Consider the following 14,169-nt stretch of genomic DNA (forward strand, 5'->3'; position numbering starts at 1 on the left):
GGGGGCAAAGCCCCTGGCCGGGGTCCGGGGCAGAGCCCCGGAGCGCCTTCTCACGGCCGCATGCCGAACTTCACCGCCCCGGTTTCCAGCGTGCGGCGTGCCAGGCGTGCGTATTCGTTCAGCAGCCGGCGCGTGTGGACCGGGTCGATGATGTCTTCCACCAGGAAGGTCTCGGCGGTGCGGAAGGGGCTACGCAGGCGCTGCAGCCGCTCCTCGATCTCGGCCAGTTTCGCGGCGGGGTCGGGGCTGGCGTCGATTTCGGCCCGATAGGCCGCCTCGATTCCGCCTTCCAGCGGCAGGCTGCCCCATCGGGCCGAGGGCCAGGCGTAGCGCATGGAGTAGCGGCCGGCCGGCTGCTGCACCACGGCCGCCACGCCGAAGGCATTGCGCACGATGATGGTGCAGAAGGGCAGCGGCGACTGGTTCATCGCCGCCATGGCCCGCACGCCCCAGCGGATGGTCGCCGTGCGTTCCGCCTGCAGCCCCACCGAGAAACCCGGACAGTCCATCATATAGACCATGGGCAGGTGGAAGGTGGCGGCGAAATCCAGGAAGCGGATGATCTTCTGGCACTCATCCGCGCCCCAGGAGCCCGCGGCGAAGAACGGGTCGCTGGCCATGATGCCCACCGGAATCCCGGAGAGCCGCGCCATGCCGGTGATGAGCCCGCGCCCGAAATGCCGGCCCATCTCGAAGAAGCTGCCTGCATCGACCAGCGCCTCCACGATCGGGCGCATCTTGTAGAGACCCTTGGTGTCCTTCGGGATCATGTCCAGCAGGTGCGGCACCGGGCGGGCCGGGTCGTCGCTGCATTCGCTGATCGGCGGCAGCTCGTGGACCGAGGAAGGCAGGTAGGACAGGAACTGGGCGGCGCGGGCGAAGGCCGCGGGCTCGTCGTCCACCGCATCGTCCACGGCGCCGGCGCGGGTCTGGATCTCCCACCCGCCCAGCTGCTCCTTGGTCAGTGACTGTCCGAGCCGCGCCACCACCGGGGGCCCGGCCACGAACATCGCCGACTTCTTGGTCATGATGGAGTAGTGGCTGGCCGTGAGCCGCGCGGCGCCGAGCCCCGCGACGGAACCCAGCCCCAGCCCCACCACCGGCACCCGCGCCAGATTGTCCGTGGTGTGGAAGTACTGGTAGGTGCCGCCCACCCCGCCCGGCAGGTTGGCGCGGCCTGTGGTCTCGATGGTCTTGACCGACCCGCCGCCGCCCGAGCCCTCGATGACGCGGATGATCGGCAGGCGCAGCTCGGCGGCCATGCGCTCGGCCATGATCGGCTTGTCGCGGATGGTGGCATCGGCGCTGCCGCCGCGCACGGTGAAGTCGTCACCCACCACCACCACCGGTCGACCCTGGATCAGGCCCCGGCCGAACACGCAGTTGGCGGGCATGAACTCGGTCAATCGGCCGCTGTCGTCATACTGCGCCTTGCCGGCCAGCGCGCCGACCTCATGAAAACTGCCGGGGTCGGTCAGCGCCTGCACACGTTCGCGCACCGTGAGTTTACCGTCACGGTGCTGGCGGGCGACCTTGTCGGGACCACCCATCTGCTCGGCGAGCGCGCGACGTTGCGCGAGCTCATCCAGTTCTTCTTGCCATTTCCTCATGGCCGAAGAATGCGATGCAGCGAGAAAGCCGCCCAGGGGAAATCGGGACGAATTCGTTGCTGCGTCGCAGCATGGACAGGCGGGGGCGTTGCCCCCGGCCCCCAGCAAGGGGCGCTGCCCCTTGCATCCCCGCCAGGACCGTAGCGGCCCTGGACCCCGGGGAGTTGGCGCCACACCCTGATTGCGTTGATTTTAATAATAAAATTGGCGCCCCGCCTGCGAAGATGGGGCGCCAAAATCCTATCAGGTCCAGGAGATTATCTCCTGGTGGGGGTGTCGGGGGCAAAGCCCCTGACTAAGCCACCCTCACATCCTGCACGAACCCGCCCACGGTCTTCGTCAGCACTTCCGACTGCCGCGCCAGTTCCGACGCGGCCCCCAGCACCTGCGCCGCCGCCGCCCCGGTCTCGCCAGAGCCCTGGCTCACCGCCGCGATGTTCCGGCTCACCGCATCCGTCGCATCGGCCGTGCGCTGCACCGTGCGCGCGATCTCGCCCGTCGCCGTGCTCTGCTCCTCCACCGCCGCCGCGATCGCCACCGCGATCTGGCTCACTTCCTCGATCCGCTTGCCGATGCCCCCGATCGCGCTCACCGCCTGCTGGGTCGCGGCCTGGATCGAGGCGATCTGCCCCCCGATCTCCTCCGTCGCCTTCGCCGTCTGGCTCGCCAGGTTCTTCACCTCGCTGGCCACCACCGCGAAGCCCTTGCCGGCCTCGCCCGCGCGCGCCGCCTCGATGGTCGCGTTCAGCGCCAGCAGGTTGGTCTGGCCCGCGATGTCGGTGATCAGCCGCACCACATCGCCGATCTTCTGCGCGCCATGGGCCAGGGCCTGCACCGTCTCGTCGGTGGCGCGCGCGTCAGAGACCGCCTGGCTGGCCGCAGAGGACGCATGCGCTACCTGGCGGCTGATCTCCTGGATGGAGGCGCTCAGCTGCTCGGCAGCCGCGGCCACCACCTGCACGCCCTCGCTGGCCTGGCTGGCGGCACCCACAACGGCGCCGGCCTGCTCATTGGTGCTGGCGGCGGTGCCGGTCATGGAGCGCGCGGTCGCCTCCAGCTCGGTCGAGGCGGAGGACAGCATGCCCGTCAGCTCCCCGATCTGCCCCTCGAAGCCGCGCACCAGGCTGGAAAGCTGCTCCGCACGCTTCTCCTTGGACTGGCGCTCCACCTCCTGCGCGGCAGCAAGGCGGTCGGCTTCGATCATGCCGTCGCGGAACACCAGCAGGGTGCGGGCCATGCCGCCGATCTCGTCGCCGCGCCCGGTGCCCGGAATGGCCACGCCCATGTCGCGCTTGGCCAGGGCCTCCATCACATTCGTCAGGCCACGCACCGGCGTGGAGACGCCGCGCACGATCAGCAGCCCCGCGATCAGGCTGAGCGCGGAGGTGAGCAGCAGCGCGCCGATCATCCACCAGCGCGCATGCACGCCCATTTCGGCGCTGCGTGCCGCCAGGGCCTGGCCGCCCACCATGTTGAAGGTGGCCAGCCGCTCGGTCGCGGCGCGGAAGCGCGTGGTCTTCTGGGCATAGGGGCCGTTCAGGTGCTCCAGCACGGCGGCGGTGTCGCCCCGCGCCAGCGCCGGCATGATGACGGCATGAGAGGCCATGATATCCCGCCAGGCAGCTTCCAGCTCATCGGCCAGCGCGCGCTCCTCACCGGGCATCACCATGGGGCGGTAATGGTTGAAGGCCTGCTCGATCTCATCGGCCGACCCCTGGGCGGAGGTCATCATGGCGCGCCGGCGGTCCGCATTCGGGCTGGTCAGCGCCATGGCATAGGAGCCCCGCAGCCGCTGCCCCTGGGTGCCGATCTGCCCGAGGAAGCGGGTGGAAGGCAGCCAATTGTCCCGCAGTTCCAGCGCCACCTCGTTCATCGCCGACAGGCGCTGAATGGCGAAGGCACCAATGCCCACGGAACACAGCATCACCAGGGCGAAGGCGCCCAGGATCTTGCCGCGGATACTCACATTGTTGAATGCAGCACGCATCATGGCCTCTCGACGATCTGTCGCGCTGCAATATCGCCCCTAATGTTTAAGGGTTCGTTCCGGCCCTAAACGGTGGCCCGCGCGTGGCGGCGATGGCACGCGCCGCGTGAGGCCCCGCGGTTTCCCGCAACCGGATGCGCCGGCGCCGGCCCGGCAGCGCCAGCAGCCGGGGCAGCGGCAGCCCCACCAGCGGCGCCCGGCCGGTGTTCCAGGCCAGCACTTCCTCGCTGCCCTCGTCCTCACGCTCCGACGGCAGGAAGCCCATGCGGTCGTACAGGTGGCGCGCGTGGGTGTTCTCGTGGTCGCACAGCAGCAGCACGCGGCGGCAGCCGGGCACCGCGGCCAGCCGGCGCAGCGCGTGGGCCAGCATGGCGCGGCCCACGCCCAGCCCCTGCGCCCGCGTCGACACGGCCAGATAGCCGAGCCACCAGGTGGCGCCGTCCATCGGATCGGGGTGGGTGACATAGAAGCCGACCGGCTCCCCGCCGCGCTCGGCGACGATCAGCACATGCGCGAGGCCGGACCTGACCAGCTCCCTCACCGTGTCGAGGGAGCCGAGGAAGCGGGAGACCGCCTCCGGGTCGAGCGGGATGCGCGACAGGATATCCGCGTCGGCGCGGCCGACGTGGCGGAACTTCAGGGGAGCGTTGCTCCCGGGGGTACACATGGGAACCTTGGGGTTGAAGACAGGCCGTGCGCGTGGCGCGGGTGGAGCGGAGCCCCGGTCTTCAGTCGCAGGTCCGGGTGCTAACCGGAAAAATGCCTTTCGTCATGTCGTGGAAGTTAGGCTTGCGGCAGATCAACTTCCACCGCGCCGAGGCCTGGCGAAACACACTTCGTCATATTGTCACATTTCCCCGGTCACGCTGACGGGGACTATATGGCGGGCGACACCACCAAGGAGTTGTCGCTTGCGCCTTACCCTCGCCGCCCTCGCCCTTCTCGCGGCCTCACCCGCGCTCGCCCAGCATCAGGGGCACGGCGCACCGGCCGCGGCCCAGGAAGCCGCCTCCACCCGTGCCTTCCGTGAGGCCGATGCGCGCATGCACCGGGACATGGACCGCCCCTATACCGGCAATGCCGACCGGGACTTCGTGGCCGGCATGATCCCGCACCACCAGGGCGCGATCGACATGGCCCGCGTGGTGCTGCAGCACGGGCGAGACCCCGAGGTGCGCGCCCTGGCCGAGGGCATCATCCGCGACCAGGAGCGCGAGATCGCGCAGATGCGCGCCATCCTGCAGCGGCTGCCGCGCTAGGGTGATGCCTCGCGGGCAGGTTGTCAGCGCCTGCCCTAACCGGCGCGCAGCCCCTGCATGCGGATGAGCCCGTCCGGGATCATCCGCAGGCCCCGCACGGCCGCCCCGGTCGCCAGGAAGTTGCGCTGGTGCCACAGGTAGATATAGGGCCGGTCACGCAACAGAATCTCCATGGCCCGCCCATAGGCCGCGAGGCGCGCGGCCGGGTCCGTGCTGGTGCGGCCCGCCCGCAGCGCCGCATCGGCCTCCGGGTTGCAGTAGCGCCCGCCGTTCAGTGACTCGCCGCAGGCGTTGAAGGTCCAGAGATTGCCGTCCACATCCGTGCGGCCGGACCACGCGATCAGCAGCGCCTCGAAATCGCCGGCCGTCCATTGCCGCAGCAGGGTGGCGGTCTCGATGGTCTGGATCTCGACCTCGAAGCCGGCCTCCCGCGCCATGGCCTGGATGATCTCGGCGGCCTGGGTGTACTCGCTGTTGTTGGGCACCGAGAGGCGCACGCGCGGCCGGGGCTGGCCGGCCTCGCGCAGCAGGGCGCGGGCGCGGTCGAGGTCACGCCCCGGCACCGGCAGGGCCGCGATATGCTGCGGATGGCCCGGGGGCGTGGATTGGTTGCCCGGGGTGTACATCCCCTCGAAGGCCACCTGGTTCAGCGCGGTGCGGTCGATCGCGGCCTCCAGCGCCGCGCGCACCCGCGCATCCTGGCCGAGCGGCGTGCGGGCGCGGTCGCCATGGGCCACATTCACCGCGATGTAGACGGAGCTGAGCGAAGGCCCGTCCTGCACCCGGATGCGCGTGTCGCGCCGGGCGGTGTCCACATCGGACGGCCCCACGCGCTCGATCACCTCCAGCGAGCCCGCGCGCAGGTTGGCCAGCCGCACCGTGCCGTCCGGGATGGGGCGGTAGACGACGCGCTCCACATGGATGTTCGCGCGGTCCCAGTATTCCTCGAAGCGTTCCAGCTCCATGCGGTCCTGCGCGACGCGGCGGGTCAGGCGGAAGGGGCCGGCGCAGGCGGGGGCGCGCTGGAAATCGGCGCCCAGCACGGTCGCCTGGCGTGGTGAGACGAGCATGCCCGCGCGGTCCGACAGGGCGGCCAGCAGAGGCGCGAAGGGCTCGGACAGGCGGATGCGCACCTGCATGGGGCCTGCCGCCTCGATGGCGGTCACCGGGCCCATCTCGCCGCGGCGGGTACTGCCCTGGGCGGTGAAATGGCGATTGAGGCCGGCCACCGCCGCCTCGGCCGTCAGTGCCTCACCGTCATGGAAGCGCACGCCGGGGCGCAGCGTCAGCAGCAGCGCCTTCCCATCCTCCTGCCACTCCCACGCCGTGGCGAGCTGCGGCACCAGGCGGCCCTGCTCGTCCAGCTCGATCAGCTTGTCGCACATAGCCATGAACACCTGCCGCCCCGCCACGGTGCGCGACAGGGTGGGGTCCAGCACATCGGGGTCCGACGCGATGCCGATGCGCAGCGTCTGGGCGTTCGCCGCCACCGCGGACAAGGCGAGGCCGAACAGGCCGGCCAGAAGTGGACGCATGGATTGATTCTCCCGGTATGGCGTTCATGCTGCCCCATCCAGAGGAATTGCCCAGGGGGAATCGGATGCTGAACGACCAGGACGCCGCGCTGCGGGAACGGGCAGCCCGTGTCATCCCCGGCGGCATGTGGGGGCATCTGAACGCCGCCAAGCTGCCGGCGGGCTATCCGCAATTCTTCGCCTCCGCCGAGGGCTGCCGCCTGACGGACGTGAACGGGCGGACCTACATCGACTTCATGTGTGCCTGGGGCCCCATGGTGCTGGGCCACCGCGCCCCGGTGGTCGAGGCCGCCGCCGCGAAACAGGCAGCGCTGGGCGATGCCATGAACGGCCCCGGCCCCGTGCTGGTGGATCTGGCCGAGACGCTGGTGGGCATGGTGGCCCATGCCGACTGGGCGCAGTTCCAGAAGAACGGCACCGACGCCACCACCGTGTGCGTCACCGTGGCGCGTGCGCAGACCAGGCGCCGCAAGGTGCTGGTGGCGCGCGGCGCCTATCACGGGGCGGCGCCCTGGTGCACGCCGTCGCTGGCCGGCGTCACGGCCGAGGACCGGCTGCACCTGATCCATTACGACTGGAACGACGTGGCCAGCCTGCGCGCGGCCGCCGCCGAGGCGGAAGGCGATCTGGCAGCCATCCTGGTCTCCGCCTTCCGGCACGACATGTCGAAGCCCCTGGAGCTGCCCACCCGCGCCTTCGCCGCCGAGGCCCGCGCCCTGGCCGATGCCGCGGATGCCGCGTTGATCCTGGACGATGTGCGCGCGGGCTTCCGCCTGAACCTGGCCGGCAGCTGGGAGGATTACGGCGTCCGCCCGGACCTGACGGCCTTCAGCAAGGCCATCGCGAACGGATACGCGATGGGCGCGGTCACGGGCGGTGACAAGTACCGGGAGGCCGCGACGCAGGTGTATTCCACCGGCTCCTTCTGGTGCGGGGCGGTGGCGATGGCGGCGGCGCTGGCCACGCTGAGGGAATTGCAGCGCATCGACGGCCCGGCGCGGATGCGCGCGATGGGTGAGCGGCTGCGCGCGGGGCTGGCCGCGGCCGCCGAGCGGCAGGGCATCGCCATCAGCCAATCCGGCCCGCCGCAGATGCCGCTGATGCTGTTCGCGGAGGACCCGGATTTCCGCAAGGCCGACACTTTCTGCTCGGCGGCGCTGGAGGCGGGCGCTTATTTCCATCCGCGCCACAACATGTTCCTCAGCTGCGCGCATGCCGAGGCCGATATCGACGCGGCGCTGGTGGCGGCCGAGGCCGGGTTCAAGGCGGTAAAGGCGCTGTAGTGAAGATTTCTTCTTTTTCTGAAGAAAAAGAAGCAAAAAGACTTTGCAAACTTTAACTCTCAAAAATTTTTTGGTTCTTTTTTATAAAAAAGAACATTAATACTACTGGGAGGAAAAATAATGTCCATCGCCACGCTGTTCGGCACCGAGCTGCCGCTGGTGCAGGGCCCCATGGCCGGCGCCACCACGCCCGAGATGGTGGTGGCCGTCTGCGAGGCCGGCGCCCTCGGCTCCCTGCCCAGCGCCACCTATTCGCTGGAGCAGCTGCGCGCCGCGCTGGAGAAGGTGAAGGCCGGCACGCGACGCCCCTTCAACCTGAACTTCTTCTGCCACACCCCGCCCGAGCCCGACCCGGCCGCCCAGATGCGCTGGCGCGCCCGGCTCGCGCCCTATTACGTCGAGGAAGGGCTGGACCCCGCAGCCCCCGTCCCCGCCGGCAACCGCGCCCCCTTCGATGACGCGACCTGCGCGCTGGTGGAGGAATTCCGCCCCGCCGTCGTCAGCTTCCACTTCGGACTGCCGGCCGAGCCGCTGCTGGCGCGGGTGCGGGCGACGGGGGCGAAGATCATCTCATCCGCCACCACCGTGGCCGAGGGCCGCTGGCTGGAGGCGCACGGCGTCGATGCCGTGATCGCCATGGGGTATGAGGCCGGCGGGCATCGCGGCACCTTCCTCGGCCTCGACATGACCACCCAGCCCGGCACCATGGCGCTGGTGCCGCAGATGGTGGATGCGGTGAAGGTGCCCGTGATCGCGGCGGGCGGCATCAGCGACCCGCGCGGCGTGGCCGCCGCCTTCGTGCTGGGGGCGGCCGGCGTGCAGGTCGGCAGCGCCTATCTGCACACGCCCGAGGCCAGCATCCCCGCCCTGCACCGCGCCGCCCTGCGCGACACCGCGGAGCGCGGGACCGCCGTGACCAACCTGTTCACCGGCCGCCCGGCGCGCGGCCTGGTGAACCGGCTGATGCGCGAGGTCGGGCCGCTGAGCGAGCACGCCCCCGCCTTCCCCACCGCCGGCGGCGCCGTCGCGCCCCTGCGCGCGGCCGCCGAGGCCGCCGGCCGCGACGACTACACCAGCATGTGGGCGGGCCAGGCCGCCGGGCTGGCGCACCCCATGCCCGCCGCCGAGATGACCCGCTGGCTGATGAGGGGCCAGAGCAACAAGGTCGGGGGCAACTGAGGTTCCCGGCGCCGCGCGGGGCTGGCACAAGGAAACCCCACCCCGCACGGAGCCGCCAGTGTCAGAGACCGTCCATCACAGCCTTGAATCGCTGCGCGCGCTGATCGAGGCCACGCTGCGCGGGCTGGGCCTGGCCGAGGCGCACATCCCCCCCGTGGCCGACATCATCCTGGCCGGCGAGCGTGACGGCGGCGGCTCCCACGGGCTGTACCGGCTGCTGATGGTGGCCAAGACCATGCGCATGGGCACGGCGAATGCCCAGGCCGTGCCGAAGGTGGTCGATGTGGCGCCGGCCATGGTGCGGGTGGATGCCGATGGCGGCTTCGCGCCGCTGGCCTTCCAGCTGGGCCTGCCGGTGCTGGTGGAAAAGGCGCGGGCCGGGGGCATCGCGGCGCTGGCGGTGAACAACTGCGCGCATTTCTCGGCCCTGTGGCCGGATGTGGAGGCGGTGGCCCGCCACGGCCTGGTGGGGCTGGCCTGCACGCCCAGCCACGCCTGGGTGGCGCCGGCCGGCGGGCGGGTGGGCGTGTTCGGCACCAACCCCATCGCCTTCGGATGGCCGCGCCCGGGCAAGGACCCCTTCGTGTTCGATTTCGCGACCAGTGCTGCGTCGCGCGGGGACATCGAGCTGCACCGCCGCGCCGGCAAGCCCCTGCCGGAAGGCTGGGGGGTGGATGCCGACGGCAAGCCCACCACCTCGCCCGAGGCGGTGCTGGCCGGCGCCATGCTGCCTTTCGGCGGCCATAAGGGCTCGGCCATCGCGGCGATGGTGGAGCTGATCGCAGGCCCGATGATCGGGGACATGACGAGCGCGGAATCCATGGCGCGCGACGGCGGGCGCGGCAGCGCGCCGCTGGGCGGCGAGCTGGTGATCGCCATCGACCCCACGCGCTTCATGGGCCCGCAGGAGGTGGACCGCGTGCAGGCCGCCGAGGCGATGTTCGGCGCCATCACCGGCCAGGGCGCGCGGCTGCCGTCGCTCAGGCGCTATGCCGCCCGCCGCCGGTCGGAGCAGGAGGGCATGCAGGTGCCCCGCGCGCTGCTGGACGAGGTGGCGGCGCTGCTGGCCGGCTGAAACGTTTCGACATACCAACACACTTCATGCATCCTGGCGGCCCGAGCCAAGGGGAAGACATGATGCTGCTGGGGCTTTCTCTCGCCGCCTTTACCGGGCTGCATGTGGTCATCAGCCTGCTGGCGCTGGCAGTGGGCGCGCTGGCCCTGGCCGCCATGGTCAGGGGTGCCTTGCCCACCGGCCGCACCGCGCTGTTCCTGGCGCTGACCATCGCCACCAGCGTCACGGGCTTCATGTTTCCGTATAACGGCTTCCTGCCGTCCCATGCCTTCGGGGTGCTGTCGCTGGTGCTGCTGGCCCTGGCCTGCGCCGCGCTGTACGGCAGGCGGCTGGCGGGGCGCTGGCGGCTGGCCTTCGTGGTGGGTGCGGTGATGGCGCAGTACCTCAACGCCTTCGTGGCGGTGGTGCAGGGCTTCCAGAAGATCGGCTTTCTGCACGCGCTGGCGCCCACCCAGTCCGAGCCGCCCTTCGCCATCGCCCAGGGACTGCTGCTGCTGGGCTGCCTCTGGCTGGGTTGGGCGGTGAACCGGGGGCTCTCCCGCTAAAGCAGCCTTTCAGCCCAGCTTTCCACCGGGTCGCCGCTGCTCATCTCGAACTGGATCAGCCCATCGATCATGAAGGTGGGCGAGACGTGAATGCCGTTCTGGCGCGCATATTTCGCGTGCCACTTGATGGCAGCCTGCAATTCCTTGACGTCGAAGGCCTCAGCCAGGGCCAGGCCGCTGTATTCCTCGATGCGAGCGATGATCTGCCGTGGCGTCGCGTCCATGTTGGGGCCACGGGCATGGGCCTCGAACTCGAATTCCTCGCGATGGGCGCCGACGGCGGCCAGCACCTTCTTCGCGGCCTCGCGGCCGGCCGGCAGGGTAGATGCGGCCAGCACGCAGCGCATGACCACGCCCGAATACATGTGCCAGGGCTGGGATTGCAGGCGCAGCTTCACGGTCACCTTGTCCGCGCCGGCCAGCGCCAGCAGCGCGTCCATCTTGTTGAAGGCGCGCACGGAATAGGGGCAGGTCGGTTCCAGGAACATCTCGAACACCCGCGGGCCGTGGCCCCAGCTCAGTTCATCGGCGTGCATCGGTGTCTCCTGGAGGTGAAGCCCGCAGGGCACGCCCGCACGCGCCGCCGGTCAACCCCCGGATTGCGACAGCGGCCGCGCCACTTCCTCCAGCGGCCGGCGCTCGGCGGCGAAGCCCAGCTTCCATTCCGTGCCGGCCGCGATCAGCATCAGTGCCGCGCCCAGCAGATAGCCCCACATGATGTCGGTGCGCTGCCCGCCCTCGATCAGCCAGCCGAACAGGGCCGGGCCCGCCACGCCGCCCGCCAGCGTGCCGAAGGCATAGAACAGCGCGATGCCCATGGCGCGCATTTCCAGCGGAAAGCTCTCGCCCACCGTCAGATAGGCCGCCGAGGCCGCGGAGGAGGCGAAGAAGAAGATCACCGTCCAGGCCAGCGTCTGCTCCCAGGCCGACAGCCACCCTTGGGCGAAGGCGAAGCCGGTGCAGGCCATCAGCAGCCCCGCGATGGCATAGGTGCCGGTGATCATCACCCGGCGGCCGATGCTGTCGAAAAAATGGCCGAGCATCAGCGGCCCCATCAGGTTGCCCAGCGCGAAGGGCAGCATGTACCAGCCGATATGCGCGGCCTCGATGCCGTAGAAGCGCGTCAGCACCAGCGCGTAGGTGAAGAAGACGGCGTTGTAGCAGAAGGCCTGGCAGGCCATCAGCACCAGCCCCAGCACCGTGCGGCGCGGGTATTGGCGGATCATGGTGGCCGCGACTTCGCCCAGGGTGGTGTGGGTGCGCGGGTCGATGGTGATGGGGCTGCCCTGCGAGGTGGGCAGCGGCCCCTTCTCGGCCGCCACCCAGGCCTCGATGCCGCGCACACTTTCCTCGGCCTCCGCCCGCCTGCCATGGGTCATGAGCCAGCGCGGGCTTTCCGGGATCCAGCGCCGCAGGAACAGGACGGAGATGGACAGCGCGCCCCCCACCCCGAAGGCCAGGCGCCAACCCAGTTCGGGGTCGATGATGGCCGGGTCCAGCAGGACCAGCGAGGACGCGGCCCCGATCGCGGCCCCGCCCCAGAAAGTGCCGTTCACCGCCAGGTCCACCGTGCCGCGCTTGCGGGCCGGAATCAGCTCCTGGATGGCGGAGTTCACGGCCGAATATTCGCCGCCGATGCCCGCCCCGGTCAGGAAGCGGAACAGCGCGAAGGACCAGAAATCCCAGGAAAAGGCGGTGGCGATGGTGGCCAGCAGATAGACGAGCACCGTCAGGGTGAACAACCGCTTGCGGCCCAGCCTGTCCGCCAGCCAGCCGAACAGCAGCGCGCCGCCGACCGCCCCCAGCAGATAGGCCGAGGCCGTGAGCCCCACCTGGGTTTCGGTCAGGCGCAGATGCGGGCTTTCGCGGATGGCACCGGCCAGCGATCCCACCAGCGTGACCTCCAGCCCGTCCAGCACCCAGGTGATGCCCAGGGCGATTACGACCAGCCAGTGGAAGCGGGACCAGGGCAGCCGGTCCAGGCGGTTGGGCACATCCGTGCTGAAGCTGTGTGGGCTGACGCTCTGCGGCACCCGTTGCCCTCCGATGTCACGGAATGCAAACGGGTGCGGCACAGGAAGGTTCCACCCCCTATCCGAGATATCCCGCCGCCTGATCGCGCGCCGCGGCCGAGGCATCGCGCGCGGCCGCCGGGCCATGCCCGCCCCCGCCCGGCGTGGCCATCATCACCGTGTCGCCGGTCTGCAGCACATACTGTCGCTTGGGGTCCACGCGCTGGCCGTTCACCTCCAGCACGCCCGGCGCGCCGGCCTCACCACCCTCGATCCCGAAGGCCGGGAAGATGGTGCGCTCCGCCAGGAACGAGACGGCGATCGGCGTGGGGGAACGGCTTTCCAGCAGCACCTCCTGGCCCAGCCCGCCACGATGCCGCCCTGCCCCGCCGCTGCCGGGGCGCAGGCGCTTGTGGTGGAAGCGCAGGGGGGCGATCTGCTCGCTGATCTCGATGGGCGTGGAGGACACGTTGGACGGCCAGGACAGGCACGAGATGCCGTCGCCCTGCACATTCGCGCCCATGCCGCCATTGTAGAAGAACATGTTGGCGTAGGGCTTGCCCTCGGCGTTCACGCCCGACTGGTTCATGCCCCACATGGGCGACCCGCAGGCGGCCATCACGCGCTCCGGCACGATCTGCCCCAGGCAGCCGAAGACCAGCATGGGCAGGTAATGCCCGATCAGCATGCGCGACCCGCCCGAGGCCGGGAACACCGGGTTCACGATGCAGCCGTCCGGGGCCTCGACCGAGATCGGCCGCCAGGCGCCCTCATTGTTCGGCAGGTTGGGGCTGGTGCAGACCTTCACCCCATACATCGTCATGGCATAGGTGTAGCAGAGCGCGCAGTTGATCGCCCGGTCCACCTGCCCGTCCGTGCCGGTGTAGTCGGCGTGGATGCTGTCTCCGTCGATGGTCAGCGCCAGCTTGATGGTGATGGGCTTGTCCAGCAGCCCGTCGGTCTGCAACTCGCTGTGATAGGTGCCGTCCGGCAGGGCGCGGATGGCGTTGCGCATCGCCATCTCGCAGCGGTCATGGATGACGGCCGCCAGCTCCGTCAGGTCATCGAGGCCCGCCTGCTCCATCAGGATACCGAGCCGTTCCTCCATCATGTCCAGCGCCACCACCTGCGCCCACAGGTCGCCCATGGTCTGTTCGGGGGTGCGGACATTCTGGCGGATGATCGCCACCAGCGTGGCGTCGGCCTCACCGGCCTTCATCAGCTTCATGGGTGGGATCTGCAGCCCTTCCTCGAACACCTCGCGCGGTTCGGGGCTGCGGATCTTGCCGCCGATGTCGGGCGCATGCGCTGTGCTGGCGGAAAACGCCACCACGCGGCCGTTGCGGAAGATCGGCTTGGCGACCGTGATGTCGGGCAGGTGCCCGGTGCCCATCCACAGATCATTGGTGATCAGCACGTCGCCCGGCGACAGGCTCTCCAGCGGGAAGAAGCGCAGGAAATGCTTCACCGTCGCGGGCAGCGTGCCGATGAAGGAGGGGATGCTCTCCGTCGCCTGCACCAGCGACTGGCCGGTCGCGTCGGTCACCACGCAGGAAAAATCGTAGCTTTCCCGCACCAGGGTGGAGAAGCTGGTGCGCACCAGCGCGGCCGCGGCCTCATCCACCAGGGAGATCAGGCGGCGCCAGAGCAGTTCCAGCTCCACCGCGTCGAAGGTCTTGGTCAT

Annotated in this window: 12 protein-coding genes; 5 read left to right on the forward strand and 7 right to left on the reverse strand. The window is 70.0% G+C overall.

The window, feature by feature from the left end; translation table 11 throughout:
- Positions 1–50: 50 nt before the first annotated feature.
- From EOD42_RS16110 to EOD42_RS16120, 3 genes are all read right to left on the reverse strand, one after another.
- Entirely contained in the window at positions 51–1,610 is a 1,560-nt protein-coding gene (locus EOD42_RS16110) for an acyl-CoA carboxylase subunit beta (RefSeq protein ID WP_127788576.1), read from the reverse strand.
- 295 nt (positions 1,611–1,905) lie between these two features.
- Positions 1,906–3,600, reverse strand: coding sequence for a methyl-accepting chemotaxis protein (locus EOD42_RS16115; protein ID WP_127788577.1), 1,695 nt, complete (start codon positions 3,598–3,600; stop codon positions 1,906–1,908).
- A gap of 43 nt (positions 3,601–3,643) precedes the next feature.
- Positions 3,644–4,264: a GNAT family N-acetyltransferase gene (locus tag EOD42_RS16120; RefSeq protein WP_127788578.1), complete on the reverse strand. Its 621-nt coding sequence runs from the start codon at positions 4,262–4,264 to the stop codon at positions 3,644–3,646.
- Positions 4,265–4,508: 244 nt separating this feature from the next.
- On the opposite strand from EOD42_RS16120, the gene copM reads away from it, so the two are divergent.
- Complete coding sequence (copM, locus tag EOD42_RS26375) at positions 4,509–4,856, forward strand: CopM family metallochaperone (RefSeq protein ID WP_127788579.1); 348 nt, start codon at positions 4,509–4,511, stop codon at positions 4,854–4,856.
- 35 nt (positions 4,857–4,891) lie between these two features.
- Here copM and EOD42_RS16130 read toward each other — a convergent pair whose 3' ends face one another.
- Positions 4,892–6,391, reverse strand: coding sequence for an ABC transporter substrate-binding protein (locus EOD42_RS16130; RefSeq protein WP_127788580.1), 1,500 nt, complete (start codon positions 6,389–6,391; stop codon positions 4,892–4,894).
- Between the two features lie 65 nt (positions 6,392–6,456).
- Between EOD42_RS16130 and EOD42_RS16135 the strand changes: the two genes are divergently transcribed.
- From EOD42_RS16135 to EOD42_RS16150, 4 genes are all read left to right on the forward strand, one after another.
- Positions 6,457–7,674 carry an aminotransferase class III-fold pyridoxal phosphate-dependent enzyme gene (locus EOD42_RS16135; protein WP_127788581.1) on the forward strand — a complete coding sequence of 406 codons (1,218 nt, stop codon included), beginning with the start codon at positions 6,457–6,459 and terminating at the stop codon, positions 7,672–7,674.
- A gap of 120 nt (positions 7,675–7,794) precedes the next feature.
- Positions 7,795–8,853: an NAD(P)H-dependent flavin oxidoreductase gene (locus tag EOD42_RS16140; protein WP_127788582.1), complete on the forward strand. Its 1,059-nt coding sequence runs from the start codon at positions 7,795–7,797 to the stop codon at positions 8,851–8,853.
- Positions 8,854–8,911: 58 nt separating this feature from the next.
- On the forward strand, positions 8,912–9,928 hold the full coding sequence (locus EOD42_RS16145; protein WP_127788583.1) for an Ldh family oxidoreductase: 1,017 nt from the start codon (positions 8,912–8,914) through the stop codon (positions 9,926–9,928).
- A gap of 59 nt (positions 9,929–9,987) precedes the next feature.
- Positions 9,988–10,473 (forward strand): hypothetical protein, encoded by a 486-nt coding sequence (locus EOD42_RS16150; RefSeq protein ID WP_206020375.1) that lies wholly within the window; start codon positions 9,988–9,990, stop codon positions 10,471–10,473.
- Here EOD42_RS16150 and EOD42_RS16155 read toward each other — a convergent pair.
- Genes EOD42_RS16155 through EOD42_RS16165 form a run of 3 tightly spaced genes read right to left on the reverse strand, consistent with a single transcriptional unit; the run spans position 10,470 to position 14,169 of the window.
- Complete coding sequence (locus tag EOD42_RS16155; RefSeq protein WP_127788584.1) at positions 10,470–11,009, reverse strand: DsbA family protein; 540 nt, start codon at positions 11,007–11,009, stop codon at positions 10,470–10,472. The genes EOD42_RS16150 and EOD42_RS16155 overlap by 4 nt on opposite strands.
- A gap of 51 nt (positions 11,010–11,060) precedes the next feature.
- Positions 11,061–12,506, reverse strand: a complete 1,446-nt coding sequence (locus EOD42_RS16160) for an MFS transporter (protein ID WP_240655185.1) — start codon at positions 12,504–12,506, stop codon at positions 11,061–11,063.
- Positions 12,507–12,564: 58 nt separating this feature from the next.
- Complete coding sequence (locus EOD42_RS16165) at positions 12,565–14,169, reverse strand: hydantoinase B/oxoprolinase family protein (RefSeq protein ID WP_127788586.1); 1,605 nt, start codon at positions 14,167–14,169, stop codon at positions 12,565–12,567.

The organism is Rhodovarius crocodyli, assembly GCF_004005855.1.
GTDB classification, from domain to species: Bacteria; Pseudomonadota; Alphaproteobacteria; order Acetobacterales; family Acetobacteraceae; genus Rhodovarius; species Rhodovarius crocodyli.

Coding starts and splice junctions, on each gene's coding strand:
- EOD42_RS16110 (WP_127788576.1), bottom strand. CDS start 1,610: ATGAGGAAATGGCAAGAAGAACTGGATGAGCTCGCGCAACGTCGCGCG.
- EOD42_RS16115 (WP_127788577.1), bottom strand. CDS start 3,600: ATGATGCGTGCTGCATTCAACAATGTGAGTATCCGCGGCAAGATCCTG.
- EOD42_RS16120 (WP_127788578.1), bottom strand. CDS start 4,264: ATGTGTACCCCCGGGAGCAACGCTCCCCTGAAGTTCCGCCACGTCGGC.
- EOD42_RS16130 (WP_127788580.1), bottom strand. CDS start 6,391: ATGCGTCCACTTCTGGCCGGCCTGTTCGGCCTCGCCTTGTCCGCGGTG.
- EOD42_RS16135 (WP_127788581.1), top strand. CDS start 6,457: ATGCTGAACGACCAGGACGCCGCGCTGCGGGAACGGGCAGCCCGTGTC.
- EOD42_RS16140 (WP_127788582.1), top strand. CDS start 7,795: ATGTCCATCGCCACGCTGTTCGGCACCGAGCTGCCGCTGGTGCAGGGC.
- EOD42_RS16150 (WP_206020375.1), top strand. CDS start 9,988: ATGATGCTGCTGGGGCTTTCTCTCGCCGCCTTTACCGGGCTGCATGTG.
- EOD42_RS16155 (WP_127788584.1), bottom strand. CDS start 11,009: ATGCACGCCGATGAACTGAGCTGGGGCCACGGCCCGCGGGTGTTCGAG.
- EOD42_RS16165 (WP_127788586.1), bottom strand. CDS start 14,169: ATGACCAAGACCTTCGACGCGGTGGAGCTGGAACTGCTCTGGCGCCGC.